The organism is Agromyces sp. NPDC057679 (assembly GCF_042799635.1).
In the GTDB taxonomy this organism is placed as follows: domain Bacteria; phylum Actinomycetota; class Actinomycetes; order Actinomycetales; family Microbacteriaceae; genus Agromyces.
In genome coordinates this window covers 1,136,574-1,161,633 of sequence record NZ_JBHVIK010000001.1, presented here as the reverse complement: position 1 = coordinate 1,161,633, position 25,060 = coordinate 1,136,574, and the positions used below count along the sequence as shown (strand labels likewise).

20 protein-coding genes are annotated in these 25,060 nt (G+C 72.2%); 7 read left to right on the top strand and 13 right to left on the bottom strand.

Features of this window, described 5'->3' with window-relative positions; genetic code table 11:
* Nucleotides 1-63: 63 nt before the first annotated feature.
* The 3 genes from ACFVAJ_RS05185 to ACFVAJ_RS05175 all read left to right on the top strand — a co-directional run bounded on the left by ACFVAJ_RS05185 (nucleotide 64) and on the right by ACFVAJ_RS05175 (nucleotide 3,012).
* On the top strand, nucleotides 64-1,404 hold the full coding sequence (locus ACFVAJ_RS05185) for an aminotransferase class V-fold PLP-dependent enzyme (RefSeq protein WP_376941779.1): 1,341 nt from the start codon (nucleotides 64-66) through the stop codon (nucleotides 1,402-1,404).
* 181 nt (nucleotides 1,405-1,585) lie between these two features.
* Nucleotides 1,586-2,461: a hypothetical protein gene (locus ACFVAJ_RS05180; protein WP_376941777.1), complete on the top strand. Its 876-nt coding sequence runs from the start codon at nucleotides 1,586-1,588 to the stop codon at nucleotides 2,459-2,461.
* A 56-nt stretch (nucleotides 2,462-2,517) separates the two neighbouring features.
* Nucleotides 2,518-3,012, top strand: a complete 495-nt coding sequence (locus ACFVAJ_RS05175) for an FBP domain-containing protein (protein ID WP_376941776.1) — start codon at nucleotides 2,518-2,520, stop codon at nucleotides 3,010-3,012.
* Between the two features lie 88 nt (nucleotides 3,013-3,100).
* Here the strand turns inward: ACFVAJ_RS05175 and ACFVAJ_RS05170 are convergent, their stop codons facing one another.
* Entirely contained in the window at nucleotides 3,101-3,871 is a 771-nt protein-coding gene (locus tag ACFVAJ_RS05170) for an SGNH/GDSL hydrolase family protein (RefSeq protein ID WP_376941774.1), read from the bottom strand.
* Between the two features lie 25 nt (nucleotides 3,872-3,896).
* Nucleotides 3,897-4,085, bottom strand: coding sequence for a DUF1918 domain-containing protein (locus ACFVAJ_RS05165; RefSeq protein ID WP_376941772.1), 189 nt, complete (start codon nucleotides 4,083-4,085; stop codon nucleotides 3,897-3,899).
* Nucleotides 4,086-4,230: 145 nt separating this feature from the next.
* Between ACFVAJ_RS05165 and ACFVAJ_RS05160 the strand changes: the two genes are divergently transcribed.
* Nucleotides 4,231-5,649: a GH1 family beta-glucosidase gene (locus ACFVAJ_RS05160; RefSeq protein ID WP_376941770.1), complete on the top strand. Its 1,419-nt coding sequence runs from the start codon at nucleotides 4,231-4,233 to the stop codon at nucleotides 5,647-5,649.
* A 123-nt stretch (nucleotides 5,650-5,772) separates the two neighbouring features.
* Here the strand turns inward: ACFVAJ_RS05160 and ACFVAJ_RS05155 are convergent, their stop codons facing one another.
* From ACFVAJ_RS05155 to ACFVAJ_RS05105, 11 genes are all read right to left on the bottom strand, one after another.
* On the bottom strand, nucleotides 5,773-10,110 hold the full coding sequence (locus tag ACFVAJ_RS05155; RefSeq protein WP_376941768.1) for an alpha-L-fucosidase: 4,338 nt from the start codon (nucleotides 10,108-10,110) through the stop codon (nucleotides 5,773-5,775).
* Between the two features lie 207 nt (nucleotides 10,111-10,317).
* Nucleotides 10,318-11,868, bottom strand: coding sequence for a PucR family transcriptional regulator ligand-binding domain-containing protein (locus tag ACFVAJ_RS05150; RefSeq protein WP_376941766.1), 1,551 nt, complete (start codon nucleotides 11,866-11,868; stop codon nucleotides 10,318-10,320).
* 159 nt (nucleotides 11,869-12,027) lie between these two features.
* Complete coding sequence (kynU, locus tag ACFVAJ_RS05145; protein ID WP_376941764.1) at nucleotides 12,028-13,347, bottom strand: kynureninase; 1,320 nt, start codon at nucleotides 13,345-13,347, stop codon at nucleotides 12,028-12,030.
* An 83-nt stretch (nucleotides 13,348-13,430) separates the two neighbouring features.
* On the bottom strand, nucleotides 13,431-14,423 hold the full coding sequence (locus ACFVAJ_RS05140; RefSeq protein ID WP_376941762.1) for an amidohydrolase family protein: 993 nt from the start codon (nucleotides 14,421-14,423) through the stop codon (nucleotides 13,431-13,433).
* Between the two features lie 5 nt (nucleotides 14,424-14,428).
* Entirely contained in the window at nucleotides 14,429-14,953 is a 525-nt protein-coding gene (locus ACFVAJ_RS05135) for a 3-hydroxyanthranilate 3,4-dioxygenase (RefSeq protein ID WP_376941760.1), read from the bottom strand.
* A complete protein-coding gene (locus ACFVAJ_RS05130) occupies nucleotides 14,950-15,414 on the bottom strand; it encodes a RidA family protein (protein WP_376941758.1) in 465 nt (154 codons plus the stop codon). Before ACFVAJ_RS05130 ends, ACFVAJ_RS05135 begins: the two co-directional genes overlap by 4 nt.
* The gene (locus ACFVAJ_RS05125) at nucleotides 15,411-16,244 is read right to left on the bottom strand and encodes a 2-keto-4-pentenoate hydratase (RefSeq protein ID WP_376941757.1); all 834 of its coding nucleotides are present in this window, start codon (nucleotides 16,242-16,244) and stop codon (nucleotides 15,411-15,413) included. The genes ACFVAJ_RS05130 and ACFVAJ_RS05125 overlap by 4 nt, the downstream gene beginning before the upstream one ends.
* Nucleotides 16,241-17,341, bottom strand: a complete 1,101-nt coding sequence (gene dmpG, locus ACFVAJ_RS05120; RefSeq protein ID WP_376941755.1) for a 4-hydroxy-2-oxovalerate aldolase — start codon at nucleotides 17,339-17,341, stop codon at nucleotides 16,241-16,243. Before dmpG ends, ACFVAJ_RS05125 begins: the two co-directional genes overlap by 4 nt.
* Nucleotides 17,338-18,279: an acetaldehyde dehydrogenase (acetylating) gene (locus ACFVAJ_RS05115; RefSeq protein WP_376941753.1), complete on the bottom strand. Its 942-nt coding sequence runs from the start codon at nucleotides 18,277-18,279 to the stop codon at nucleotides 17,338-17,340. The genes dmpG and ACFVAJ_RS05115 overlap by 4 nt, the downstream gene beginning before the upstream one ends.
* Nucleotides 18,276-19,094 carry a 2-keto-4-pentenoate hydratase gene (locus ACFVAJ_RS05110; protein WP_376941751.1) on the bottom strand — a complete coding sequence of 273 codons (819 nt, stop codon included), beginning with the start codon at nucleotides 19,092-19,094 and terminating at the stop codon, nucleotides 18,276-18,278. The genes ACFVAJ_RS05115 and ACFVAJ_RS05110 overlap by 4 nt, the downstream gene beginning before the upstream one ends.
* The gene (locus ACFVAJ_RS05105) at nucleotides 19,091-20,605 is read right to left on the bottom strand and encodes a 2-hydroxymuconic semialdehyde dehydrogenase (RefSeq protein ID WP_376941749.1); all 1,515 of its coding nucleotides are present in this window, start codon (nucleotides 20,603-20,605) and stop codon (nucleotides 19,091-19,093) included. The genes ACFVAJ_RS05110 and ACFVAJ_RS05105 overlap by 4 nt, the downstream gene beginning before the upstream one ends.
* An 83-nt stretch (nucleotides 20,606-20,688) precedes the next feature.
* On the opposite strand from ACFVAJ_RS05105, the gene ACFVAJ_RS05100 reads away from it, so the two are divergent.
* From ACFVAJ_RS05100 to ACFVAJ_RS05090, 3 genes are all read left to right on the top strand, one after another.
* Nucleotides 20,689-21,663 carry a LysR substrate-binding domain-containing protein gene (locus ACFVAJ_RS05100; protein ID WP_376941747.1) on the top strand — a complete coding sequence of 325 codons (975 nt, stop codon included), beginning with the start codon at nucleotides 20,689-20,691 and terminating at the stop codon, nucleotides 21,661-21,663.
* 116 nt (nucleotides 21,664-21,779) lie between these two features.
* On the top strand, nucleotides 21,780-23,402 hold the full coding sequence (locus ACFVAJ_RS05095) for an LVIVD repeat-containing protein (RefSeq protein WP_376941745.1): 1,623 nt from the start codon (nucleotides 21,780-21,782) through the stop codon (nucleotides 23,400-23,402).
* A gap of 42 nt (nucleotides 23,403-23,444) precedes the next feature.
* Nucleotides 23,445-24,989, top strand: coding sequence for a DHA2 family efflux MFS transporter permease subunit (locus ACFVAJ_RS05090; RefSeq protein ID WP_376941743.1), 1,545 nt, complete (start codon nucleotides 23,445-23,447; stop codon nucleotides 24,987-24,989).
* The last annotated feature ends 71 nt before the right edge of the window (nucleotides 24,990-25,060 follow it).

Here is a 25,060-nt window from a genome sequence, read left to right as displayed (position 1 = left end):
GAGGGTTGAGGCGGCGCAGGGGCATCCGTAGCGTCGTCCGAACCACGCACCGAGGAGAGCCCTGTGATCGCCACCGAGTCGACCGCCGCCCGCATCGCGCGCACGTCGGAGCCGGCGGCGATGATGGATGCCACGGCCCCCGGCCCGCTCGCACGGCTCGTCGACGCCGGGCTCGAGGTTCCCGTGCTCGGCGGCCGACTCGTGCGCCACGTCAACCTCGACACCGCCGCCTCGGCGCCCGCCCTCGCGGCCGTCGCCGCGCACGTCGTCGAAGTGCTGCCGTACTACGCGAGCGTCCACCGCGGCACCGGGTACCCCTCGCAGCAGACCACCGCCCTCGTCGAGGCCGCGCGCGCGACGGTGGCCAGGCACGTCGGGGCGCGCGACGACGACCTCGTCGTCTTCACCCGCAACACGACCGATGCGCTCAACCTGCTCGCGGCGGCCGTGCCGGGCGACACGGTGGTGCTCGATCTCGAGCACCACGCGAACCTGCTGCCCTGGCGCGAGGGCGCCCGTCGGGTCGTCGTCGCCCGCCCGACCATCGCCGAGACCCTCGACGTGCTCGACGCCGAGCTCGCCCGATGTCCCGCCGCCCTCCTCACGGTGACGGGCGCCTCGAACGTCACGGGCGAAGTGCTGCCGATCGAGCGTCTCGCCGCGCTCGCCCACGCGCACGGCGCCCGTCTCGCCGTCGACGCCGCGCAACTGCTGCCGCACCGCCGGGTCTCGCTCGAGGCATCCGGCATCGACTACCTCGCCTTCTCGGGGCACAAGGCGTACGCGCCCTTCGGCGCCGGCGCCCTCGTCGGCCGGTCCGACTGGCTCGACGCCGCACCCGCACACCTCGCCGGCGGCGGCGCCGTCGAGACGGTCTCCCTCGAGCGCGTCGCGTGGAAGCAGGGCGCCGCACGCCACGAGGCCGGCACCCCCAACGTCGTGGGCATCGCCGCGATCGCCCGCGCGCTCGTCGAGCTCGAGCGCCTCGGCGACGCCGCCCGCGACGAGCACGAGGCGGCCCTCACCGAACGGCTGCACTCAGGGCTCGCCGCGCAGCGCGGCGCGCGGGTCGTGCGCGGGTTCGACGACGCCGACGACCGCCTCGGCATCGCCACGATCGAGCTCGAGCGCGGCTCGGTGGGCCTGCTCGCCGCCGCCCTCGGCGCCGAGCACGGCATCTCGGTGCGGGCCGGACGGTTCTGCGCCCACCCCTTCTTCGACCGCGTCGCCACCCGTGCCAACGGGCTGCGGGCGAGCCTCGGCGCGGGCTCGTCGGCCGACGACGTCGACCGCTTCCTCGCCGCGCTCTCGAAGCTCCTCGCCGACGGGCCCGCGCACGCGTACGACCGCGGCCCCGAGGGATGGCACCCGCTCGTCGACGATCGGCCTCGCCCGGTCTTCTGAGACGGCGGCTCATCCCGCGGTGCGGGTGGAGCGGGGCGCGCGCCGCGCAATTCAGGATGAGCCGGACGAGAGGGCTCGTGCAGGGCGCCTCGGCGCGCTCGTCCTGAAGAGTGCGCGGATGCCGCAGACGGGGGACTGTTCGAACGGAACTCCGCGGACTAGCGTCGGCACAGGAGGGGCCTTGACGAGCGACGACGCGGAACTCGAGGCGCGGGCCGACGCCCTGCGCCGGATCGTCTACGGCACTCCCGACGGATTCACGTCGAGCGCCGCCGACGAGCTCGAGTCGGTCGAGGCCGAGCTCGCCCGGCTCGCGGATGAACGCGAGCGTGAGCGGGCGGCGACTGCGGCATCCCACGAGGAGGAGCGGGTCGACCAAGCGCGGCCCGGCGCGGCATCCGGGCGAACGGATGCCGGGACCGACCCGGCGGCCGACCGCGGCGTCATCACCGGCGGCGCGCCCGCCGCGGCGGGCGAGGGTCGGTCAGCGGACGGCGGAGGCCCCGTGGCATCCGCGACCCGTACCCGACGGCCGGGCCGCCTCGGCACTCGCGCCGCGAGCGGGCTCGCCATCGCGGCAGTGCTCGCGGGCTTCGCCGTGGCCGGCGCGATCGCGGTGATCTCGGTCGCGACCCCGCCCCGCGGCCTCGCCGTGTTCGACCGCCCGCAGGAGCCCGACGACGAGAGCCTCACCGTCGCGCTCGGCGCGCAGGCCGACACGGTGCGCCGCATCGACGAGGTGCTCGGCCGTGGCTTCTGGGCCTACCTCAACGGGATCGACCAGGTCTGCCTCTCGGTCGTGCCGGTGGGCACGAGCCTCGTCGAGCGCGGTGAATGCGCCTCGCGGGCACGTTTCGAGGAGCACGGCATCATGGTGCAGTACGCGGCCACCGAACTCGGGCGGCACCGGCCCGACGGTATGGGGGAACGCGACGTGGTCGTCATCTCGTGGTCGGCCGAGAGCGAGGGCGTCACCTGGGAGCTCGTGCTCATCGACCCGCCCGAGTCGGATCGGATGACCTACGAGGAGTGGTCGAACCGCCCGGTCGCGCGCTAGGGATGCCCCGTCGCACGAGCCCGTTCGTAGACTGGAAGTCGCACGAGGGGAGCCGTATGCAGCCGCTGGTCGAGTCCGAGGTCCGGGCGGCGCTCGGCAACGCCGACGCCTCCGAGCTCGAGCAGCTCACGTTGCCGGTGACGTTCTTCGTCACGGAATGGGCCCATCTCGACGCGTTCGCGTGGCGCGATCCGCGCATCGCCTCGCGCGGATACCTCGTCACCGAACTCGACGGCGAGCCCGCCGGCATCGTGCTGCGCAGCGCCGAGCGCACCGGCTCGCGGCACCGCGCCGCCGTCTGCAACCTCTGCCACACCCACCAGCCCGGCGACCAGGTCTCGCTGTTCTCCGCCCGCCGCTCGGGTGCGGCGGGAGCCCGCGGCGACAGCGTCGGCACCTACATCTGCGGCGACCTCGCCTGCCAGGAGACGGTGCGGCTGGGACGTCCGCCTGCGCCGTCCGAGGTCCTGCCGAGCGTGCACGAGCTCGAGCGCATCGAGGGGCTCGCGCGGCGCACCCGGGCCTTCGTGGCCGACGTGCTCGGGGCGTAGCGGGCGCGCGCCGACGGTCGCGGTTGCCGGTTCGCACGCGGCCGCGCCTGCGGCCGTGCGCCTGCGGCCGTGCGCCTGCGGCCGCGCCTCAGCGCATCGCGTCGGCGTCGACCGCCTCGAGCGTCGCCCGCTTCGCGATCCGTCCGTCGCCCGACGAGCGACCGGTGAGCCGGCGCCCGATCCAGGGCAGCACGAACTCGCGGTAGTACGCGGCGGTGTTGCGGCTGCGCGGCCCGGCAGGCGCGGCGGCGACCTCCTCGACGCCCCACTCGGGCGGCACCGGAACCTCGAGCGCGGTGAGCACGTTCGATGCGACGCGCGCGTGGCCGAGGGCGTTCAGGTGCAGCTTGTCGGGCGACCAGTAGCGGATGTCGCGGAGCCCTCGGTCGTTGAAGTTGTCGACGAAGGTGACGCCCTCGAGCGAGCCGAGGTCGACGAGGGCGGCGGTGAGCCGGGCGCCGCGGGTGTCGAACACGCGGCCCATCGGCAGGTGGTCGGTCGGGTTCGCCCCGCTCAGCATGAGCACGTGGATGCCGGCCTCGCGGATGCGGTGGATCGCCTCGCGGAAGCGGATCGCCGTCGCCTGCTCGTCCATGCGAGGGCGCAGCATGTCGTTGCCGCCGCCGTTGAAGCTCAGCAGCTCGGGCTTCAGCGCGATCGCCGCGTCGAGTTGCTCGTCGATGATGGGGCCGAGCTTGCGGCCGCGGATGGCGAGGTTGGCGTAGCCGATGGGCTCGCGTGCGGCCTTCGCGAGGCCGACGGCGACGAAGTCGGCCCAGCCGCGCACGCTGCCGTCGGGCAGCTCGTCGCCGACGCCCTCGGTGAAGCTGTCGCCGATCGCCGCATAGGAGTGGAACATGCCCTCCACGCTAGCGCGCCGCGGGTCACTGCTCGGCGTGCTCGATCTCGCAGTCGGCGCCCGGGAAGAGCAGCGTCTCGTGGCCGTCGTCGAATCGCACGAGATAGGGCGGCCCGCCGTTCTCGCCGCGCACCTCGAGGATCTCGCCGTGGCGGCCGGGCTGGCCGACCTGCTTGCCGTGGATGACGAGGCGTTCGCCGACCGTCGCGTTCATCGGAGCCCCCTTCGACGCCTCCCAGCGTACGCTCGCGCGCCGCGGGCGGGAAGGGGCGGCGGCTCTTCCCAGCGCGCGCCCGGCCCGCTAGGGTGGGTCGAACTGGGTCAAGCGTCCCAGTTGGCGACGGACAGTGAGGTTCACGATGCAGGATGCCCCGACCACGCGTGCGACGACGGCCGAGCCGGCCGCTGCCGACCCGGTGCTGCGGCTGCCCGCGGGCTTCCGCTGGGGTGCGGCGACGGCCGCGTTCCAGATCGAGGGCGCCACGGATGCCGCGGGGCGCGGGCCGAGCATCTGGGACACCTTCACCGCCGAGCCCGGTCGCGTGATCGACGGCTCGAACGCGCTCGTCGCCGCCGACAGCTTCCGCCGGTTCCGCGACGACGTCGCCCTGCTCGCCGAACTCGGCGCGACCGACTACCGCTTCTCGATCGCCTGGCCCCGCGTGCAGCCGGGCGGCACCGGGCCCGCGAACGCGGCGGGGCTCGACTACTACGAGCGGCTCGTCGACGCGCTCGCCGGGGCCGGCATCGCGCCGCTGCCGACGCTCTACCACTGGGACCTGCCGCAGCCCCTCGAGGACGCGGGCGGCTGGCTCGTGCGCGACACCGCCGAGCGATTCGCCGAGTACGTCGGGCTCGTGCTCGACCGCCTCGGCGACCGGGTCGGGCGGTGGATCACCCTCAACGAGCCCGCGATGACGACGCTCGAGGGGTACGCGCTCGGCACCCAGGCCCCGGGGCGCGAGCTCATGCTCGGCGCCCTGCCGACCGTGCACCACCAGCTGCTCGGGCACGGGCTCGCGGTCGCCGCGATCCGGGCGGCGGGCGACGCCGAGGTCGGCATCACGAACAACCACACCCTCGTCGTGCCCGCCGGCGAGTCGGTCGACGACCTGATGGCGGCCGGAGCGTTCGACCTCATCTACAACCGCATCTTCGCCGGCCCCGTGCTCACGGGCGCCTACCCCGACCTCTCGGCCTTCGGGCTCGAGCAGTTCCCCGGGCTCGAGGCGGGCGACCTCGAGCTCATCTCGGCGCCGCTCGACTTCTACGGGGTGAACTTCTACAACCCGACGTACGTGGCCGCGCCCGCGGCGGGCTCGGAGTTCGCCGCCGCGGGCCTGCCGTTCGAGCCGGTCGCACCGCCCGAGGGCACGCCGCTCACGGGCTTCGAATGGCCGATCGTGCCGGCCGCGTTCACCGAGCTCCTCGTGGGCCTCCGCCGCGACTACGGCGACGCGCTGCCGCCCGTCGTCATCACCGAGAACGGGGCATCGTTCGTCGACGAGGTGGTCGAGGCATCCGACGGCGGTCGCGCCGTGCACGATGCCGAGCGCATCGCCTACCTCGACGGCCACGTGCGCGCGGTCGCCGCGGCGATCGAGCAGGGCGTCGACGTGCAGGGCTACTTCGCCTGGTCGCTCATGGACAACTTCGAGTGGGCGCAGGGCTACACGCAGCGCTTCGGCCTCGTGCACGTCGACTTCGAGACCGGCGAGCGCACCCGCAAGGATTCGTTCGGCTGGTACCGCGAGGTCATCGCGGCGCAGGGGCGCTGACGCCGTCGCCGGGTCCTGCCCGGCTCGCGCCGCTCGGCGTGCTGCATCATGCCGAGCGTGCGATCCTGGTGGGCTCGCGAGGCGCGCCGACCAAGATCGCCCACTCGGTGAGGCGGCCGGAACTCAGCCGCTGCGCGGCAGCCCGAGCACCTCGACCTCGGCGAGCGAGAGCGGCAGGGTGGCGGACTCGAGCTGGATTCGCACGTAGCGCCCCGTCGCGCCGTCGGGCAGGTCGATGACCGACGGTCGACCGGCCTGTTCGGCGACGCGGATCGCCGTGCCGGCCTCTGCCCGCGCATCGGCGAGCGTGCTCGCCGTGAACGGCACGTCCGAGGTCATGACCCAGTAGTTCGAGAGACGTTCGCCGCAGCAGTCCGTGCGGTTGTAGATCTCCACGCGGTCGAGGTCGGCGTTCTCGCCGAGGTCGACCTGCCACCAGGCTTCCTTCGACGGCTCCGAAGTGTGGGTCACCGAGTTGCCGGAGAAGGCGCCGTTGCGGTCGCCGTCGACCGCGCGCGCGGGCACGCCCTCCCATGCGGTGCTCGACTGCGTCGCCGGCTTGCCCTTCGCGAGGTTGGGCAGTGCGATCTTCACGGTCGCGGCGGCCGATGTCGACACACCGTCCGTCGTGGTCGTCACGACGATCCGGCCGCTCGCAGCATCGGCGCCCGCCGGCACCGAGATCGTGATCGGCACGACGTACGACTCGCCCGGGCCGAGTGCGGGCACCGAAGCGCTGCCCGCCTTCACGGTCCATCCTTCCGGTCCGTCGATCTCGACCTTCGCCTTCGCGGACGCCTTCGACGAGGGGTTGGCGATGACGGCGGACCCGACGACGGTCGTTCCTCGCTGCACCGCCTCGGGCACCCGGACGGTCGTGCGTAGGAGGCTGTCAGTGCCCGGGCTCGAGATCTCGAAGGTGAACGCGTGCATCGACGTCGTGGCGTCGGCACCGTCGGCGGGCATCTCGACCACGACCTCACCGGCCGAGTTGCGCTCCCAGTCGAGCGCCTTCCCGTCGGAGCCGAGCAGCTTCACCGTGGTGTCGTCCCCGAACGGCAGGTCGCCACCGAGCGTGAGTTGGTCACCCGGCCAGTCGAAGGTCGTCGCGTAGAGCGATCCGTCGCGCTGGGTGTACCGAACCGGGACGTCGGAGGCGGGCTCGTCGGCCCGGTTCCAATAGGTCGTGCCGTAGATCGCCTCGCCGTTGACGTCGAGCCATGCGCCGATGTCGCGCAGTCGCTCGGCCTGCAGCTCGGGGATGGTGCCGTCGGCTTTCGGTCCGACGTCGAGCAGCAGATTGCCGTTCTTGCTCACGATGTCGACGAGCGACTCCACGAGCTGGTCGCTCGTGAGGTAGTCCTCGATCGGCTCGTTCTGGTTGTAGCCGTACGAGTGCGCGATGCCCCGGCTCGACTCCCACTTGTTCGTGTCGATGTCGGGCTTGACCGTGTACTCGGGGGTCTGGAAGTCGAGCTCGGTCGAGTCGAGCGCTCCGGAGTCGATCTTGCACCGGTTCGCGACGGCGACGCCCTTCGGTTCCTCGCGGTTCTTCGCCTGGTTGTAGTACTCGGCGATGACGCCCGCGGTCTTCCAGTACGAGGCGGGCTTGTCCCACTGCCCGTCGCACCAGATGATGTCGGGGTCGTACTTGTCGATCAGCTCGCGCATCTGCGGGAGCATGTAGCCGTCGACGTAGTTCACACCGGTCGGCGCGCCCGTGTAGGGCACCTCGGCGCCCGTGTACGGGTTGCGAGCAGGCTTGCCCGTGTAGGCCGGGTTGTACCACTCGTAGAGCGAGTAGTAGAAGCCCGCCTTGAGGTCGCCGTCCTCGCGCGCCGCCGAGAACAGCTCGCCCGCGAGGTCTCGCTTCGGGCCGAGGTCGACCGTGTCGCGCCCGCTCACGTCGCTGCCCCAGAGGGCGGTGCCGTCGTGGTGCTTCGAGGTGAGCACGAAGTACTTGGCGCCGGCGTCCTTGAAGAGGTCGACCCACGCCTTCGGGTCGAACTTCTCGGCCTTCCAGTCGTCGATGAAGCGGTCGTACGGCACGTCGGCGCCGTAGGTGGCCTGGTGATACTGGTTCGTCGCCGAGCCGGCCGAGTTCATGTAGTTCCAGTACCACTCGGCGTACGAGCCGCGCGGCCCCCAGGCCGGCACCGAGTACGGCCCCCAGTGGATGAAGATGCCGAACTTGTCGTCGTCGAACCATTCGGGGCTCTCGTGCGAGTTCAGCGACGCCGTCGACGCGGTGTAGTCCCACGCCGGCACGTCGTACTCGCCGAACCACTCGGCGACCTGATCGCCGTCGAGCGCTTCGTCCCACGTGGTCAGTTCGTCGAGATCGCCGCGCAGGCTCGCCGACGGCGTTCCCACTGATCGCAGCGGCAGCGGTATCGACGCGGCGACCCTGCCGACCCGGCTGCCATCGGCGTAGAGGGTCGTCTCGTCCTCGGTCGCGACCCACGTGAGGTTGACCCAGCGTCCGACCGGGAGCGTGAACTCGAAGGAATGATCGGCGACGCCGTACTCGGTGAAACCGACCTTGCCGGTGCCCGCCTGGCGCAGCTTCAGTGCACCGTACTTCGAGCTCAGCAGCACCTGATCGGCGGTCTCGGCCGAGAGCTTCACCCAGGTCGACACCGTCCACGGCTCGGCGACGTCGACGCCGCCGAACCCGACGCCGTCGCGGTTGTGGTCGAACCGGAACGCCTCGCCCTTCACGCCGTCGTCGACGAGGGTCGGGTTGTTGATGATGTAGGTCGAGCCGGGCAGGTCGCCTGCGGCGTCCTCGGCGAAGATCGTGTTGCCGGGGCTGCCCGCCCAGGTCCAGCCCGAGGGGTAGTCGGCCTGGTCGAAGGTCCAACGGTGGGACGGCTCGCCGTCGTCGACCCGCTTCTGCTCATCGGGCGTCGTGAGTCCGGCCGGATCGGGGAGCGCGTCGAACCGCGCGGTGAACACGGCGAGGTCGTCGGGCGTCGCCGAGCCGTTCCACGAGCGGTCGGCGAGCACGGCCCGGGGCAGCGCGCTCAGCTGCTCCCAATACGCGTCCTCCGACCAGAAGTTGTAATCCGCCCAGTGCGGCATGCCGGAGCCGAGCATGTCGGCCTCGGTGTTCGGGGCCCACTCGTCGTACATCCACGCGGTGTCGGGGTAGAGGTTGTGGTAGTTGTTCGGCGTCAGGTAGAACGGCCCGATCGCGATCTCGTCGTGGCCGGGAACGGCCGGGCCGGCGCCCGTGCCCTCCCAGGTGAGGTCGACCACCGAGGCGTTGAGGTCCTGCTTCGGCGTCGACATGTGTTCGACGCCGTTGTAGATCGCGGTGCGCGCGCCGTTCTCGCTGATGACCGCGTCGAGCGTGTTGATGTAGCGCGTGAGCATGTCGCCGAGCGAGTCGATCTCGGGGTCGTCGGCGATCGTGTTCGCCACCCGAGGGCAGTTCGCGAGCTGGCCGGGCAGTTCGTCGGCGCCGATCGAGAAGAGCGGTGCGTCGAACCACGACGAGAACTCGTCGACGATCTCGGCGGTCTTCGCGACCGCCTCGTCGCTCGTCATGTCGATGATCCAGTCGGGCGTGAGGTGCGAGTGCGTGTGCGCCTGCGTGCATGCGCCCTCGCCCGAGCCGAAGCCGACGTCGAACGCTTCGCTGATGACCGTCGCGTGGCCGGGCACGTCGACCCCGCCCATGAGCTGCACGTGCTGTTCGGCGGCGAGTACCTTCAGCCGGTCGATGTCGTCGCGGCTGTACGAGTGCTCGGGGTCGGCGAGCCCCGGGAACTTCTCGCTGTACAGCCGGAAACCCTCGGAATCCGACAGGTGCAGGAAGAGCGTGTTGAGTCGAAGCTGACCCATGCGGCGCAGCAGGTTCTCGAGGGAGTCCATCGACCAGTACTTGCGTCCGGCGTCGAGTTGGATCATGCGCACGGCCTGCGTGGGCACATCGGTCGCGGTCGCTTTCGGCACGTCGCGGTGGTCGTCGTCGGCCTCGAGCAGTTGAACCAGGGTGCGCGTGCCGTAGAAGAGACCGTTCGTCGTCGCGGCCTCGATGACGATCGGGCCGTCGCTCGACCACCGGTAGCCCTCGGCCCCGAGCGTTTCGTCGTCGACGAGCCGCAGCACGATATCGCCGTCGGTCGCCGTCTTGACGGCGCCGGTCGACTTGAGCGGGAGCCCTGTGAGCTCGCGGAGCTCGGCGCCGACGCGCTTCGAGAGGTCCTGCGTGATCTCGCCGACCGGTCCCGGGAACGCGGCGTCACCGGCGGGGAGCAGCGCGAGGTCGCGCGACGGTCCGTCGATGAGGAGGCGGGAGGAGCGGGTCAGGGCGACGCTTCCGTCACCCGCCGTCCACTCCGTGGGGCGCGGGATGACGGCGTCGATGCCGGCCGGCCCGGTCGACGAGGGAGTGATCGATTGAACATCGGGAGCCGCGTACGCGGGTGCGGTGACGACCACCGCTCCGATCATTGCTCCGATGATTGAGCTGGAAATCAGGGTCTTCGCTGGCCGGATTCGCATCTTTGCGGTCTCCTTGGTAGGGAAAGATAGGATGACCGTAGCGACTCACCGTGCGAGCGGCAAGGGTTAATGTGACGGATTTTGAATGTGAAGATCGCTTTTCGCGCAGAAATCGTCATTGCGCTTCTGGGTTGCAGTCACGCTCCGAGCGCGCCCCTACTCGACCGCGAGGAGCGCCGCCCAGAGGTCGGCGCGGGCGTGGAACCCCGAGAGGTCGCGTCCGAGCAACCGCTCGGCGAGGGCGATGCGGCTGCGCACTGTGTGCCGGTGCACGCCGAGGGCCTGCGCCGTCGCGTCGAACTGCCCGCCGTGCTCGAGCCAGGTGCGGGTCGTCACGACGAGCGAGGTGCCGCTCGCGGCGTCGTGCTCGGTGAGCGGGGCGAGGGTCGCGAGGGCGACCGCACGCGCGTCGGTGCGGGCGAGGAACGCGAGCACGCCCTGGCGGCTGATCTCGTCGAAGGCGACGACGCCGGCGCCGCTCTCTCTCGCCCGGTCGAGCGCGCGCAGCGCCTGCTCGTGCGCCTGCGCGACGGCGCCGCCGCCGACCGGGTCGGAGACGCCGACGGGCAGCTCGAACTCGGTCGCGATCTCCTCGGCGAGCGGGGCGTCGGCCTCTTCGACGACGAGCACGTACTGCTCGTCGTCGCGGCCGAAGAACAGCCGCCCGCCGCGTTCCTCGACGCGGAGTTCGAGAAGCTCGGTGAGACGGTCGGCCTGGGTGAGCGGGGCATCCGTGACCATGATGCGAATCGGCGGCTCGGGCAACGGCCCCCACATCTCGGCCGAGACGCGCTCGGCGAGGGTCGTGTCGCCGGCGAGGATGCCGCTGAGCAGGCCCGACCGCAGGTGGCCGCGTGCGCGGTCGAGGTCGCGGTTCTGCTCGAGGGCGAGGCCCGCGAGCGCGATCACCGAGGTGACGACCTCGCGGCCGGCCTGGTCGAGCTCGGCCGAGTCGCCGATCGCGAGCACGCCGCGCAGCGCGCCGCCGCCGCCGAGGGTCTGCAGGGTCATGCGCTGCGGCGCCTCGGTCGACTCGGCGGCGAGCAGGGTGCGGCTCGCCCGCTGGCCGCGGCGGATCATCGAGCGGGCCTCGCCGACGACCTCGCCGAGCGCGGGCTGCGCGAGCCCGCCCTCTGGGGCTTCGCGGTCGAGCGAGCCGGTCGCGTCGATGAGTCCGACCCAGGCCCCGAGCCGGTGCGAGAGCTCGGCGAGGGTCGCCGAGAGCCCGTCGGGGCGGAGCGCCGCGAGCGAGATCGCGCGCTGCGCGGAGAGCGCCCACGCCTGCCTGGCGAAGGCGTCCTCGGCGATGAGGTCGGCGACCGTGCGCGCGATCGCGATGAACGGGGTGCGGTAGGGCACCTCGAAGAGCGGCAGCCCCTGCGCGAGGCACGCCGCCACGAGCGTCTCGGGGGTGCCGGCTCGGATCACCTCGGTGCCGAAGCCGAGCGCCGCGATGCCGCGCTCGCGGAGCCGCCGCACGAACGCCTCGGCGAACTCGGCGTCGGCCGCGGCGCTTTCGGCGAACTGCGTGCCGGTCGTCAGCAGCACGTGGCCCGCGTCGAGGAACGGGGTCGGATCGGCGAGATCGGAGCTGTGCGCCCACACGACCGGGGCGTCGAGCGCGCCGTCGGGCAGCGCGTCGGCGGGCGTCAGCAGGCCGAGGGCGAGCTCGGGACGGTCGAGCAGGGTCTGCACGGTGGGCTTCACGGGGCTCCTCGGTGATCCGGGGGGATCTCGAGTCGGCCCGGACGGGCCTACTCGACCGGCGAGGCGGTGTACACGCCGGCGAACATGATGCCCTGAGTGTACACATCGGCCCCGAGGCATCCGTCGAATGTTTCGCGGGGCCCGATGGGTGACGGAGGGTCAGGTGACCGCCCCGCGGCGCGCGAAGCGGGGCTCGCGCCAGGCCCCGGTGCGCAGCAGGTCCTCGAGCGTCGCGACCGCGTCCCACACGTCGGTGTGCGTGACGTAGAGCGGGGCGAAGCCGAAGCGCATGAGGTCGGGCGCGCGGAAGTCGCCGATGACCCCGCGCTCGATGAGCGCCTGCATGAGGGCGTAGCCGTCGCCGGCGTCGAGCGCGTCACCGGTGCCGGTTCCGACGGCGCCGCCCGCGCGCAGCGCGACCTGGCTGCCGCGGCGCGCCGACTGCCGCGGCGTCACGACCTCGATGCCCCACTCGGCGAGCCGGGAGTCGACGAGGCAGATGAACAGCTCGGTGAGGCGCAGGCTCTTCTCGCGCAGCTCGGCGAGGTCGACCTCCGCCCAGAGCTCGAGGCTCGCCTCGAGCCCGGCGACCGCGAGCAGCTGCGGCGTGCCGACGCGGAATCGCGTGATGCCGTCGGCGGGCTCGTAGCCGACGGTGAAGTCGAAGGGGCGGGCGTGGCCGTGCCAGCCCGTGAGCGGCGGCCGGGCGACGCCTTGATGGCGACCCGCGACCCAGATGAACGAGGGCGAGCCGGGCCCGCCGTTGAGGTACTTGTACGTGCAGCCGATCGCGAAGTCGGCCCGGGCGGCGTTCAGCTCGACCGGCACGGCGCCGACGCTGTGGCAGAGGTCCCACACCATGAGCGCGCCGGCCTCGTGCACCCGCCGGGTCACCTCGGCCAGGTCGTACATGCGACCGGTCCGGTAGTTCACGTGGGTGAGCACGACGACCGCGACGTCGCCGTCGAGCACCTCGTCGAGCGTCGGGCCCTCGTCGTCGATCAGCCGGCGCTCGAGCGGGCGGCCGGGCTCGCCGAGGAGCTCCTGCACCGACTCGAGCACATACAGGTCGGTCGGGAAGTTGCCGCGCTCCGAGATGATCACCCGGCGGCCGGGGCGCAGGCGGGCGGCCGCCGTCACCACCTGGAAGAGGCTCGCCGACGTCGAGTCGCCGAGCACGACCTCGCCCGGCGCCGCACCGATGAGCGGGGCGATGCGGTCGCCGAGTGCGGCGGGCTTGTCGAACCAGCCCGCATCGTTCCAGCTGCGGATGAGGCCCGTGCCCCACTCCTCGGCGATCACCCGTTCGACGTGCCCCGGCGTCGCGCGCGGCAGGGCGCCGAGCGAGTTGCCGTCGAGGTAGACGACGCCCTCGGGCAGCGCGAAGCGCTCGCGGAACCGGGCGAGCGGGTCGGCCGCGTCGAGCGCGGCGCACGTCGCGCGGTCGATCGAGTGGGGGGCGGATGTCGCGAGGCTCATGTGCGGGTCTCCGGGGTCTGGTTGCGAGCAAGGGGGAGGAAGCGAGAGGCCGGGCGGGGCGCCCGCCGTGCGGGCGCCCCGGCTCAGATCGCGAGGAAGCGGCGGGCGTTGCCGTGTCGGATCGCCGCCTTCTCGGCGTCGCTCAGGAAGTCGGCGCGGTCGAGGACCGACCCGACCGGGCGCTCGCCGAGCGGATACGGGTAGTCGCTGCCGACCATCACGTGCTCGGCGCCGAGCGTGTCGACCAGGAGGCGCAGCGGCGCATCGTCGAAGACGACGGAGTCGACGCTGAACCGGTCGAGGTACGCCGACGGCGGCAGCTCGCTCGTCGCGATGAGGTCGGGGCGGCGGTGCCACCCGTTCTCGAGTCGGCCGAGCCAGAACGCGAACGAGCCGCCGCCGTGGGCGAACGCGATGCGGAGCGAGGGCGGCACGCGGTCGAAGACGCCGCCGAGGATCATCGCGATGATCGACAGGTGCGTCTCGGCGGGCATGCCGGTGAGCCAGCGCGCCATCCACCGGTCGAGCCGCGGCGACTCGGGCATGTCCCAGGGGTGCACGAGCACGGGCACGCCCTGCGACGCGCAGTGCTGGAGGAAGGTGACGACGCCCTCGTCGTCGAGGTCGCGGTCGCCCACGTGGTTGCCGATCTCGACCCCGCGGTGCCCGGCGGCGATCGCGCGGTCGACCTCGGCGCACGCGGCGTCGGTGTCCTGCAGGGGCACCTGCGCGAACGGCAGCAGGCGATCGGCCGCCGGCGCGCAGATCTCGAGGGCGAGGTCGTTGAAGATGCGCGCGACCTTCACGGCCTCGTCGCCCGACTTGTCGTACGAGAAGAAGACCGGCGTGGGTGAGACGACCTGGAGGTCGACCCCGTCGGCGTCCATGTCGGCGAGGCGTGCCTCGGCATCCCAGCAGTCGGACTCCACGCGACGGAACTCGGCCTGGCCGAGCATGATCATCGCCTCGCGCTCGGAGTCGACCCGCAGCGACGGCCAGACCCCCGGCCCGATCTGCGTCGACAGATCGGGCCAGGCGCTCGGCACGTAGTGCGTGTGGATGTCGATCGTGCCCAACGGGGTCAGCCCTTGCCGGGGTGGACGGTGCCGCAGTTCGGGCACGTCCGACCCTCTTCGCTCTCGTAGAACTCGCGGAAGACGGGCGGCAGGTCCTCGACGATGTCGCGCACCTGCAGCTCGACCTCGTGCACCTTCTCGTTGCAGTTCGGGCAGAACCACGCGAACTTCTCGAGCGTGCCCTCCTCGCGGATGCGCTCGATGACGATGCCGATCGAACCGGCCTCGGGGCGCTGCGGCGAGTGGTAGACGTTGCCGGGCAGCAGCCACATCTCGCCCTCGCGGATGTCGATGCGCTGCGGGCCGTCCTCCGTCTGGATGTTGACGTGCATGTTGCCGCGGTACTGGTAGAACCACTCCTCGTAGGGGTCGAAGTGGAAGTCGGTGCGCTGGTTGGGCCCGCCGACGACCTGCACGATGAAGTCGTTCATGGGGATGAACGCCTGCTTGTTGTTCACCGGCGGCTGGAGCAGGTGCTCGTGCTCCTTGATCCACGCGGCGAAATCGATCACGGGTGGGATGGTGCTCATTTCTTCTCCTCCTCGAGAGTGGCGGTATCGGGAACGTCGGAAGCCTCGGGGCGGCGCGCGACCGCCTGGATCTCGATGCGCAGGTGCGGGTGCGGCAGCTGGTGCACGGCGACGGTCGTGCGGGTCGGGCCCTGCTCGTCGAAGTACTCGGCCCAGACCGCGTTGTAGGCGGCGAAGTCGTTCATGTCGACGAGGTAGCTCGTCGCCTGCACGAGGTCCTCGAGCCTGCAGCCGGCCTCGGCGAGGATCTCGCGGAGGTTCTCGATGACCGCGCGGGTCTGCACGGCGATGTCGAGCCGGGTGGTGCCGAACTCGTCGGCCTCCGCGCCCGCGATCGTGTTGTCGGGACGGCGGCTCGAGGTGCCCGACACGAAGACGAGGTCGCCCGCGACCTTCGCGTGCGGGAACCGTCCGCGAGGGGTCGCCTTGCCGGCGACGAGGATGCCGCGTGCGTCGCTCATGACGCGTCCTCCCGCTGCTCGGAGTCGCCGACCCTCGAGCCGTCGGCGGCCGCCCCGCGCTCGACGCGGAACGACACGCGGCCCAGACCGGCGATCGTCGCCTCGACGTGGCCGTCGCCCGGCAGCGGCACGGCCGCCGTCGCGGCGCCGGCCAACAGCACGGTGCCGGCCCGCAGGGCGAAGCCGTGCTCGCGTGCAAGGCGTCGGGCGGCGGTGAGCGCGCGCACGGGATCGCCGAGGATCGCCGCGGTCGAGCCGGCCTGCGCGAGCCGGCCGCCGAGCTCGAGGCGCACCGCCCGGTTGTCGAGGGGACCGGCCGCGGCGGCGCTCCGCCACGGGCCGATCGCGTAGGCGGCCGCCGACGCGTTGTCGGCGACCACGTCGTCGAGGCTGAACCGGAAGTCGCGGTAGCGGGAGTCGATCACCTCGAGCGCGGGCGCGACGGCGGCGATGGCGGTGGCCGGGTCGAGCTCGCCGTCGGGTGCGCTGTCGAGGTCGACGCCGAGGAGGTACGCGACCTCGGGCTCCACGCGCGGGTGGATCGCCGCGCGGGGGTCGAAGGCGCCGCCGTCCTCGACGCGCATCGCATCGGTGAGGGTGCCGATGATGACGTCGTCGACGCCCATCTGCGCGGCCTTCGCCCGGCTCGTGAACCCGAGCTTCACGCCGGTGACGCGCTCGCCGCGGGCGACGCGACGGGCGACGAGCGCGTGCTGCGCGGCGTAGGCGGTGCCGAGGCCGATGACCTCGCCCGCGTCGAGGCGCGCGATCGGCGAGACGGTGCGCTGCGCCCGGTCGAGGGCGGCGGCGAAGGCGGCTGCGGCGGTCATGCGGCGTCCCCGTCCTGGCGCGCGCCGGGCACGATGCTCGCGGTGCGCTCGGCCACGAGGTCGAGGGCGACGTCGACGATCATGTCCTCCTGGCCGCCCACCATGCGGCGGCGGCCGAGTTCGACGAGGATGTCGCGGGCGTCGAGCCCGTGCCGTTCGGCGGCCCGCTCGGCGTGCAGCAGGAAGCTCGAGTACACCCCGGCGTAACCGAGCGTGAGGGTCTCGCGGTCGACGCGGACGGGCCGGCGCTGCAGCGGCCGCACGAGCTCCTCCGCGGCATCCTGCAGGGCGAAGAGGTCGCAGCCGTGCCCGAAGCCGAGGAGGTCGGCGACGGCGACGAACGCCTCGATCGGGCAGTTGCCGGCGCCGGCGCCCTGCCCTGCGAGCGAGGCGTCGACGCGGAAGGCGCCGTGCTCGACGGCGGTCACGCTGTTCGCGACGCTGAGCGAGAGGTTCTCGTGCGCGTGGATGCCGATCTGGGTCTCGGGCGAGAGCACCTCGCGGTACGCGTCGACGCGGTCGGCGACGTCTCGCATGGTGAGCCGGCCGCCCGAGTCGGTGACGTAGACGCAGTGCGCGCCGTACGACTCCATGAGCCGCGCCTGCTCGGCGAGACCCCGGGGGTCGTTCATGTGGCTCATCATCAGGAACCCCGAGACATCCATGCTGTGCTCGCGCGCCCAGCCGATGTGCTGGGCGGCGACGTCGGCCTCGGTGCAGTGCGTCGCGACGCGCACGCTCGCGACGCCGAGGTCGCGGGCCCGCTCGAGGTCGTCGATCGTGCCGATGCCCGGCAGGATGAGCGTCGTCAGCTTCGCCCGGTCGAGCACCGAGGCGGCCGCCTCGATCCACTGCCAGTCGGTGTGCGCGCCCTGCCCGTAGGCGACGCTCGAGCCGCCGAGGCCGTCGCCGTGGGCGACCTCGATCGCGTCGACGCCGGCGGCCTCGAGGGCTTGCGCGATGTCGCGAACCTGGTCGAGCGTGTAGCGGTGGGCGATCGCGTGCATGCCGTCGCGGAGCGTGACGTCCTGCACGTACACCGCGGGTGCGGGCGCGGACGCGGGCGCCGTCTCGGTGGCGGTGGCGGTGGCGTTCATGCCGTGGCTCCGTTCCGTGCGGCGACGAGTCGCTCGGCCGTGCGCAGCGCCGCCGAGGTCATGATGTCGAGGTTGCCCGCGTACTCGGGCAGGTAGTGGCCGGCGCCCGCGACCTCGAGGAGGACGGTGACGCGGGTGCCGCGGAACGGGCGGTCGAGCGCCGGCACGTAGGGCTCGTCGACGCGGTCGAACTGCACCTCCTGCTTCAGGCGGTAGCCGCCGACGTAGCCCTGCACCTCCGCGACCATCGCGGCGACGGAGTCGCGCACGGCGTCCTCGTCGAGCGCGGCGTCGGCCCGGTCCTCGACGAGGCAGTACACCGTGTCGCGCATGATGAGCGGCGGATCGGCCGGGTTCAGCACGATGATCGCCTTGCCGCGCTCGGCGCCGCCGATCACCTCGAGGGCCCTGGCCGTCGTCTCCGTGAACTCGTCGATGTTCGCCCGGGTGCCGGGGCCCGCCGAGCGCGAGGAGATCGACGCGACGATCTCGGCGTACGCCACCGGCGCCACCCGCGAGACCGCCGCGACCATCGGCACGGTGGCCTGGCCGCCGCACGTCACCATGTTCACGTTCGTGGCGTCGAGCTCGTCGCCGAGGTTCACGACGGGCACGACGTAGGGGCCGATCGCGGCCGGGGTGAGGTCGACCATCAGGCGGCCGCGGTCGCGCACGACGGCGTCGTTGCGCGCGTGCGCCCCCGCGGAGGTCGCGTCGAAGACGAGCTCGACGCCCTCGAACTCGGGCATCGCGACGAGTCCGTCGACGCCCTCGTGGGTCGTCGCGACCCCGAGCCGGCGCGCCCGGGCGAGCCCGTCGGAGTCGGCGTCGATGCCGGCCATGGCGGCCACGTGCAGCGTCGACGAGAGGCGTTTGACCTTGATCAGGAGGTCGGTGCCGATGTTGCCCGATCCGATGATGGCGACGGCGGTGGTCATGCTGCGGCTCCTTCGAGGGCGGTCGTGGTGAAGTCCGCGCGCACCTCGCCGAGACCGTCGAGGCGGGCGTGGAAGACGCCCGCGCTCGCCGCGACCATCGGTCCGAGCGCACCCGAGAGCACGATCTCGCCCGCGCGGAGCGGCCGCCCGTGCCGGGCGACCTCGCGCGCGAGCCAGGCGACGGCGATGACCGGGCTGCCGAGGCACGCGGCGCCCGACCCGGTCGAGACGGGCTCGCCCCCGTGGTCGAGGCGCATGCCGAGCTCGGCGAGGTCGAGCCCCTCGATCCGGCGCGGGGTGGTGCCGAGCACGATCGCCCCGCTCGACGCGTTGTCGGCGATCGTGTCGGTGATGCGGATGTCCCAGCCGGCGATGCGCGAGTCGACGACCTCGATCGCCGGGAGCACGAACTCGGTGGCGGCGAGCACCTCGGCCACGTGGGTCGTGGTGGAGTCGAGGTCGCGGCCGAGCACGAAGGCGACCTCGGCCTCGACGCGGGGCTGCAGGAAGCGCCCGAGGTCGATCGGCTCGCGGTCGGCGAAGACCATGTCGTCGAGCAGCACGCCGTAGTCGGGCGTGAACACGCCGAACTGCGCCTGCACCGCGGGCGAGGTGAGGCCGATCTTGCGCCCGACAATCCGTCGGCCCTCGGCGAGCCGGCGTGCGATGCCGAGCGACTGGACGGCGTAGGCCGCATCCTGGTCGGTCTCGCCGATGAGCTCGCGCACGGGCGAGCAGGCGAGGCGGTCGCGGGCCGCCGCATGCAGCCGCTCCTCGGCGGCGTGCAGGGCCGTGGCCGTCGCCTCGCCGCTCACAGCTGCACGCACACGTTCGTCGGCTCGGTGTAGAACTCGAGCGAGTGGTGGCCGCCCTCGCGGCCGATGCCCGAGAGGCCCACGCCGCCGAAGGGGCTGCGGAGATCGCGCAGGTACCAGGTGTTCACCCACGACATCCCGACGCGCATGCGCTGCGCGACCCGGTGGCCGCGGGTGAGGTCGCTCGTCCACGTCACCGCGGCGAGCCCGTAGTCCGTGTCGTTCGCGAGCGCGATCGCCTCCTCCTCGGTGTCGAAGGGGATGAGGGCGGCGACCGGTCCGAAGATCTCCTCGCGGACGGTGCGATGCGAGTTGTCGAGGCCGGTCCAGAGGGTCGGCTCGATCCACGAGCCGCCGTCGAGGCCCTCGCCGAGGGTCGGGATGCCGCCGCCGGCGAGCACCGTCGCGCCCTCGGCCACGGCGAGGTCGAGGTAGCCGCGCACCTTCTCGCGGTGCGCCTGCGAGATGAGGGGGCCGGTCGTGGTCGCCGGGTTCTCGGGGCGGCCGAGGCGAAGCCGCCGCGCCTGCTCGGCGAGGCCGGCGGCGACGTCGTCGAAGACCGCCCGCTCGACGTAGATGCGCTCGGTGCAGAGGCAGACCTGGCCGGTGTTGAGGTACGTCGAGCGGGCGAGGCCGGCGACCGCGGCGTCGAGGTCGGCGTCGGCGAACACGACGGCGGCGTTCTTGCCGCCGAGCTCGAACGACACGGGGCGCACCCGCGGGGCGACCGCGCGCATGATCGTCGAGCCGGTCGAGGACTCGCCGGTGAACGTGACGCCGTCGATGCCCGGATGCTCCGTGAGGAACGCGCCGGCCGAACCCGCGCCGAAGCCGTGCACGACGTTGACGACGCCGGCCGGCAGCCCCGCCTCGGCGAGGATCTCGGCGAGCATGGTCGCCGAGGACGGCGTCTCCTCCGAGGGCTTCACGACGACGGTGTTGCCGGCGGCGAGCGCCGGGGCGAGCTTCCAGGTGAGCAGCAGCAGCGGCAGGTTCCAGGGCACGATGACCGCGACGACGCCGAGCGGCTTGCGCACGGCGTAGTTGAGCGCCCGGCGCCCGTCGGGCAGCTCGGTGAGGAACGAGTCGAGCCCGGCCGCCGCGACGGTGTCGGCGAAGGAGCGGAAGTTCATGGCCGCCCGGGCGACGTCGAGGTCGCGGGCGAGGGTCTCGGGCTTGCCCGTGTCGCCGACCTCGGCCGCGACGAGCTCTTCGGCGCGGCGATCGATGACGTCGGCGATGCGGCGCAGCAGGCGGGTGCGCTCGATGACCGACATTCGGCCCCACGGGCCGTCGAGCGCGGCGCGCGCGGCGGCCACGGCCCGGTCGACCTCGACCCGGCCGGCCTCGTGCACCTGCCCGACGAGGGATCCGTCGACGGGATCGATCTTGTCGAAGCCGCGGATGCCGTCGACGAACTCGCCGTCGATGAAGTTGCGGATCTGGCGGGGCGCGCGAGGCGTCGGCTTGGTCGGCAGGGCGATCGTCGCCGGTGACGTCGGGGAGGACATGGGTTCAGGTTAGGAACCGGGCGGGATGCCGACAAATGCCGAGTTGACGCGCTGCCATGCCCGTTCGGCTATGGTTCCGTTGCATGAGCACTGACCGCCTCCTCGATGGCCGACTCAAGATCCGGCACCTGGTCCTCGTCGCCGCCATCGCCGACGAGGGAACCCTCGTGCGCGCCGCCGAGGCGCTCCACATCACCCAGCCGGTCGTGACCCGCGGACTGCGCGAGGTCGAGGACCTGCTCGGGGTGCCGCTGTTCGAGCGGCTGCCCCGCGGCGTCACGCCGACGGAGTACGGCCGGCCCTTCATCGAGCGCGCCCGTTCGGTGCTCGCCGAGCTGCGCATCGCGGGGGAGGAGGTGCGGCTGCTCCAGTCGGGCCAGCTCGGCACGGTCACGGTCGGCACGCACCTGGCCGGCTCGAACCTGCTGCTGCCGCGGGCGATCGCTGGGCTCAAGGTCGAGCACCCGCGCCTCACGGTCGTCGTGCGCGAGGGCACGCCCGACACCCTGCAGCAGCTGCTGCTCGCCGGCGACCTCGACCTCACCGTCGGCCGGCTCTCGTCGAGCGTGCCCGTCAGGCTCGAGCAGGAGCGCTTGCACCTCGAGCCCATCCGGCTCGTGGCTCGGGCGGGGCATCCCGTGCACCAGGGCCCGACGACCGCGCTCGCCGAACTCGTGCGCTACCCGTGGATCTTCCCGCTCGCGCAGACGGCGCTGCGCGCCGAGCTCGAGGCCGTCTTCTTCCACGAGGGCCTGCCGCTGCCGGCCGACCGGGTGGAGTGCACGTCGATGCTGACGCTGCGCAACCTCCTCGTGTCGACCGACGTCATCGCGGCGCTGCCGATGTTCATCGCCGTCGACGACCGCGAGCTCCGCATCCTGCCGACCCCGCTGAGCTCGATCCGGCGCGCGGTCGGGGTCACGCGGCTCGCCGACCGCGCACCGTCGGCGGCGGCCTCGGCCCTGCTCGAGCATCTCCGGGTCGAAGGGGCGCGGCTCGCGGAGTTCGAACGCGAGCACGCCGAACGCGAAGCGCAGCAGTTCGGTCGGTATGCCTGAACGGTCATGGCTCCGAGCCGAATAGATATTGGACGGTATCGCAACTTCTGGCGACGCTGAATGTGACGACGCACCGCGTCGCGACGATCTCAGTTCCAGCTGCCAATGGAGGCGACATGGCCGGCTCTCCCTACGTTCCCGACGCGAAGAAGTACCGTCCTGAGGACTTCGAGCGCGTCGACGGCGAACCCCGCGACCCCGAGCCCGGCACCTGGGGCATGCAGCCCGACGGCACCTTCCTCCCGCCGGCCTCCACCCCGTCGGTGCCGCGCGACGTGTTCGTCGACTGGCCCGGGCAGCTCGACTACCGCGACCCCGAGACGTACGCCCTCAACGCGACCGCCGAGGCGTTCTACCCGATCGTCGTGAACACGAGCCACTCGTGGCAGTGCATCTACGACTTCGACGGCACCCGCTACATGCTGCACTACGGCGGCGGCAACCACTGGAAGCTGTACGACATCACCGACCCCCGCGACCTGAAGATCGTCGACGAGGAGGAGTGGGGCTGGGGCGACCCCCGCCCCCAGTTCGGCGCGACCACGGTGCAGTGGAACGAGCAGCTCGGCAAGCACATCGCCGTCCAGGCCAGCGAGACCCCGCGCTACTTCCTCAAGGGGCGCGTCGCCAACAAGTGGCTCGACGACACCGTCGAGGGGCAGCTGAAGGAGTGGGAGGGCCTGCGCGGCTTCCGCACCTGGGAGATGAACGGGCCGAGCCCCCGCGACTGGACCCTCCTCACCGAGGTCTCGACCGACCCGAACCACGGGCCCGACGAGATCCAGGAGGGCAACGGCGTGCTCGACCTGCCCGTCTACTACGGCGACAAGTACCTCTTCGTCGCGACCGCGCCCGACAACACCTTCACGAACCAGCCCTACCGCACGACGCTCTGGACCGCCGGCCATGCGGCGTACGACGTCAGCGACCCCGCCAACCCCGAGCTGCTCTCGACCTGGTGGGTGCCCGGCTCCCGCGCCGGCGAGGAGGCCGACTCCGAGTACCTCGCGGGCAACGATCGCTGGAACAACAAGACCTCCTGGTTCGGCTCGCGCATGGGCGTCTTCATGCCGCGCTCGGTCGAGTCGGGCTGCCGCTACGGCTACGCCGCCCAGGGCGGCCAGGGCTTCTTCGTGCTCGACGTCTCGGACCCGGCGAACATCCACCACGTCGGCTGGTGCGAGCTCCCGACGAGCGTCGCCGGCACCGAGGGCGACAACGTCGACACGACCCAGGTCGAGGAGACCGGCTACGTCTACGTCTCGGGCTACCCGATGAACACCGACTGCTACGAGCCGGCCAAGGAGATCTACCAGATCGACGTCTCCGACCCGACGAACCCGCGGGTCGTGCGTACCCTGCCCCGCCCGGTGCCGCCCGCCGAGGCCGCGTTCACCGACTGGGCGCAGCGCCGGGGCTCGTTCGGGCCGAAGCGCTCGGGCTACTTCACCAACACCGGCACCCCGCACGGCGGCGTGATCCCCTACGCCTTCTACGCGGCGGGGCTGCAGATCTTCGACGTGCGCGACCCCGAGGACCCGAAGGTCGGCGCGTACTTCGTGCCCCCGATGGGACTGAAGGACGACGACGACCTCGCGGCGCCGGTGCACGGCATCTTCGTCGAGTGGGACCGCAACCTGATCTGGCTCTTCGCCAACCACGGCATCTACGCGGTCTCGACCCCGCTCCTCGGCGAACCCGTCGTCGGGCTGCCGGGCGAGCCATCCGCTGCGAACTGAACCCCACCCCCGGCCCGTGACCTCCCCCTGCGAAAGCCGACCATGAACCAGACCGCCAGACCGTGGCCCGCCCTCTGGGCGCTCGTCATCGGGTTCTTCATGATCCTCGTCGACACGACGATCGTGTCGATAGCGAACCCGGCGATCCTCGCCGACCTCGAGACCGACCTCACGGCGGTGATCTGGGTGACGAGCGCGTACCTGCTCGCGTACGCGGTGCCGCTGCTCATCACGGGCCGGCTCGGCGACCGCTTCGGGCCGAAGCGGGTGTACCTCGTCGGCCTCGTGGTCTTCACGCTGGCGTCGCTCTGGTGCGGGCTCTCGGGCGACATCACGACGCTCATCGCGGCCCGCGCCCTGCAGGGGCTCGGTGCGGCGCTGATGACGCCGCAGACGATGGCGGTCATCACCCGCGTCTTCCCGCCGAACCAGCGCGGTGCGGCGATGGGGCTCTGGGGATCGGTGGCGGGCGTCGCGACGCTCGTCGGCCCGATCCTCGGCGGCGTGCTCGTCGACTCGCTCGGCTGGCAGTGGGTCTTCTTCGTGAACATCCCGGTCGGCGTGGTCGCGTTCGTCGCCGCGTGGCGCCTCGTGCCGAACCTCGAGACCCACTCGCACCGCTTCGACTGGCTCGGCGTCGTGCTGAGCGCGGTGGGCATGTTCCTCGTCGTCTTCGGCATCCAGGAGGGCGAGACGTACGACTGGGGCACGATCGCCGGCCCGATCACCGTGTGGGGCGTCATCGTCACCGGGCTCGTCGTGCTCGCGGGCTTCGTGGTCTGGCAGGCGTTCAACACGGCCGAGCCGCTGCTGCCGCTCGGGCTCTTCCGCGACCGCAACTTCTCGCTGTCGAACGTCGCGATCTCGCTCGTCGGCGTCGCGATGACGACGATGCCGCTGCCGCTCGCGTTCTACTTCCAGGTGGGGCGCGGGCTCACGCCGACGCAGGCGGCGCTCATGCTCGTGCCGATGGCGGTGATCTCGGGCGTACTCGCCCCGCTCGTCGGCCGGTTCAGCGACCGGATCGACCCGAAGTGGGTCGCGCTCGCCGGGCTCTCGCTCTCGGCGCTCGCGCTCGCCTGGTACAGCGTGCTCATCGGGCCGGATGTCCCGTACTGGCTGCTGCTCCTGCCCTCGGCGCTGCTCGGGCTCGGCATCTCGGGCGTCTTCGCACCGCTGGCCTCGACGGCGACGCGCAACCTGCCGCGGGCGCAGGCCGGCGCCGGCTCGGGGGTCTACACGATGACCCGCCAGCTCGGCTCGGTGCTCGGCTCGGCGGCGATCGCCGCCCTCATGAGCCTCACGCTCGCGGCGCAACTGCCGGGCTTCACGGCCGAGGACCTCGCGCCGGGATCGGCCGGTGGCCTGCCCTCGGCGGCGGTCGGCGGCTTCTCGACCGCGATGGCCCAGTCGCTGTGGCTCGCGGTCGGCGCGTTCGCGCTCTGCGCGATCGTGGTGCTGTTCTTCGCGAGGCCCAAGGTGACCGTCGGCTGGGGCGAGGCTCGCGAGGCCCGGGCTGACGCCCGCCCTCGTGAGGCCGGGGCCGACGCCCGCGGCGGAGCGCCGGCGCAGGCGGTCGAGCACTGATGGCCGCCGCACGGTCCCGCCGGGGCATCCTCGTCCTTCAATCGGATCCAGAATTCAGAAATCGCCAAGGA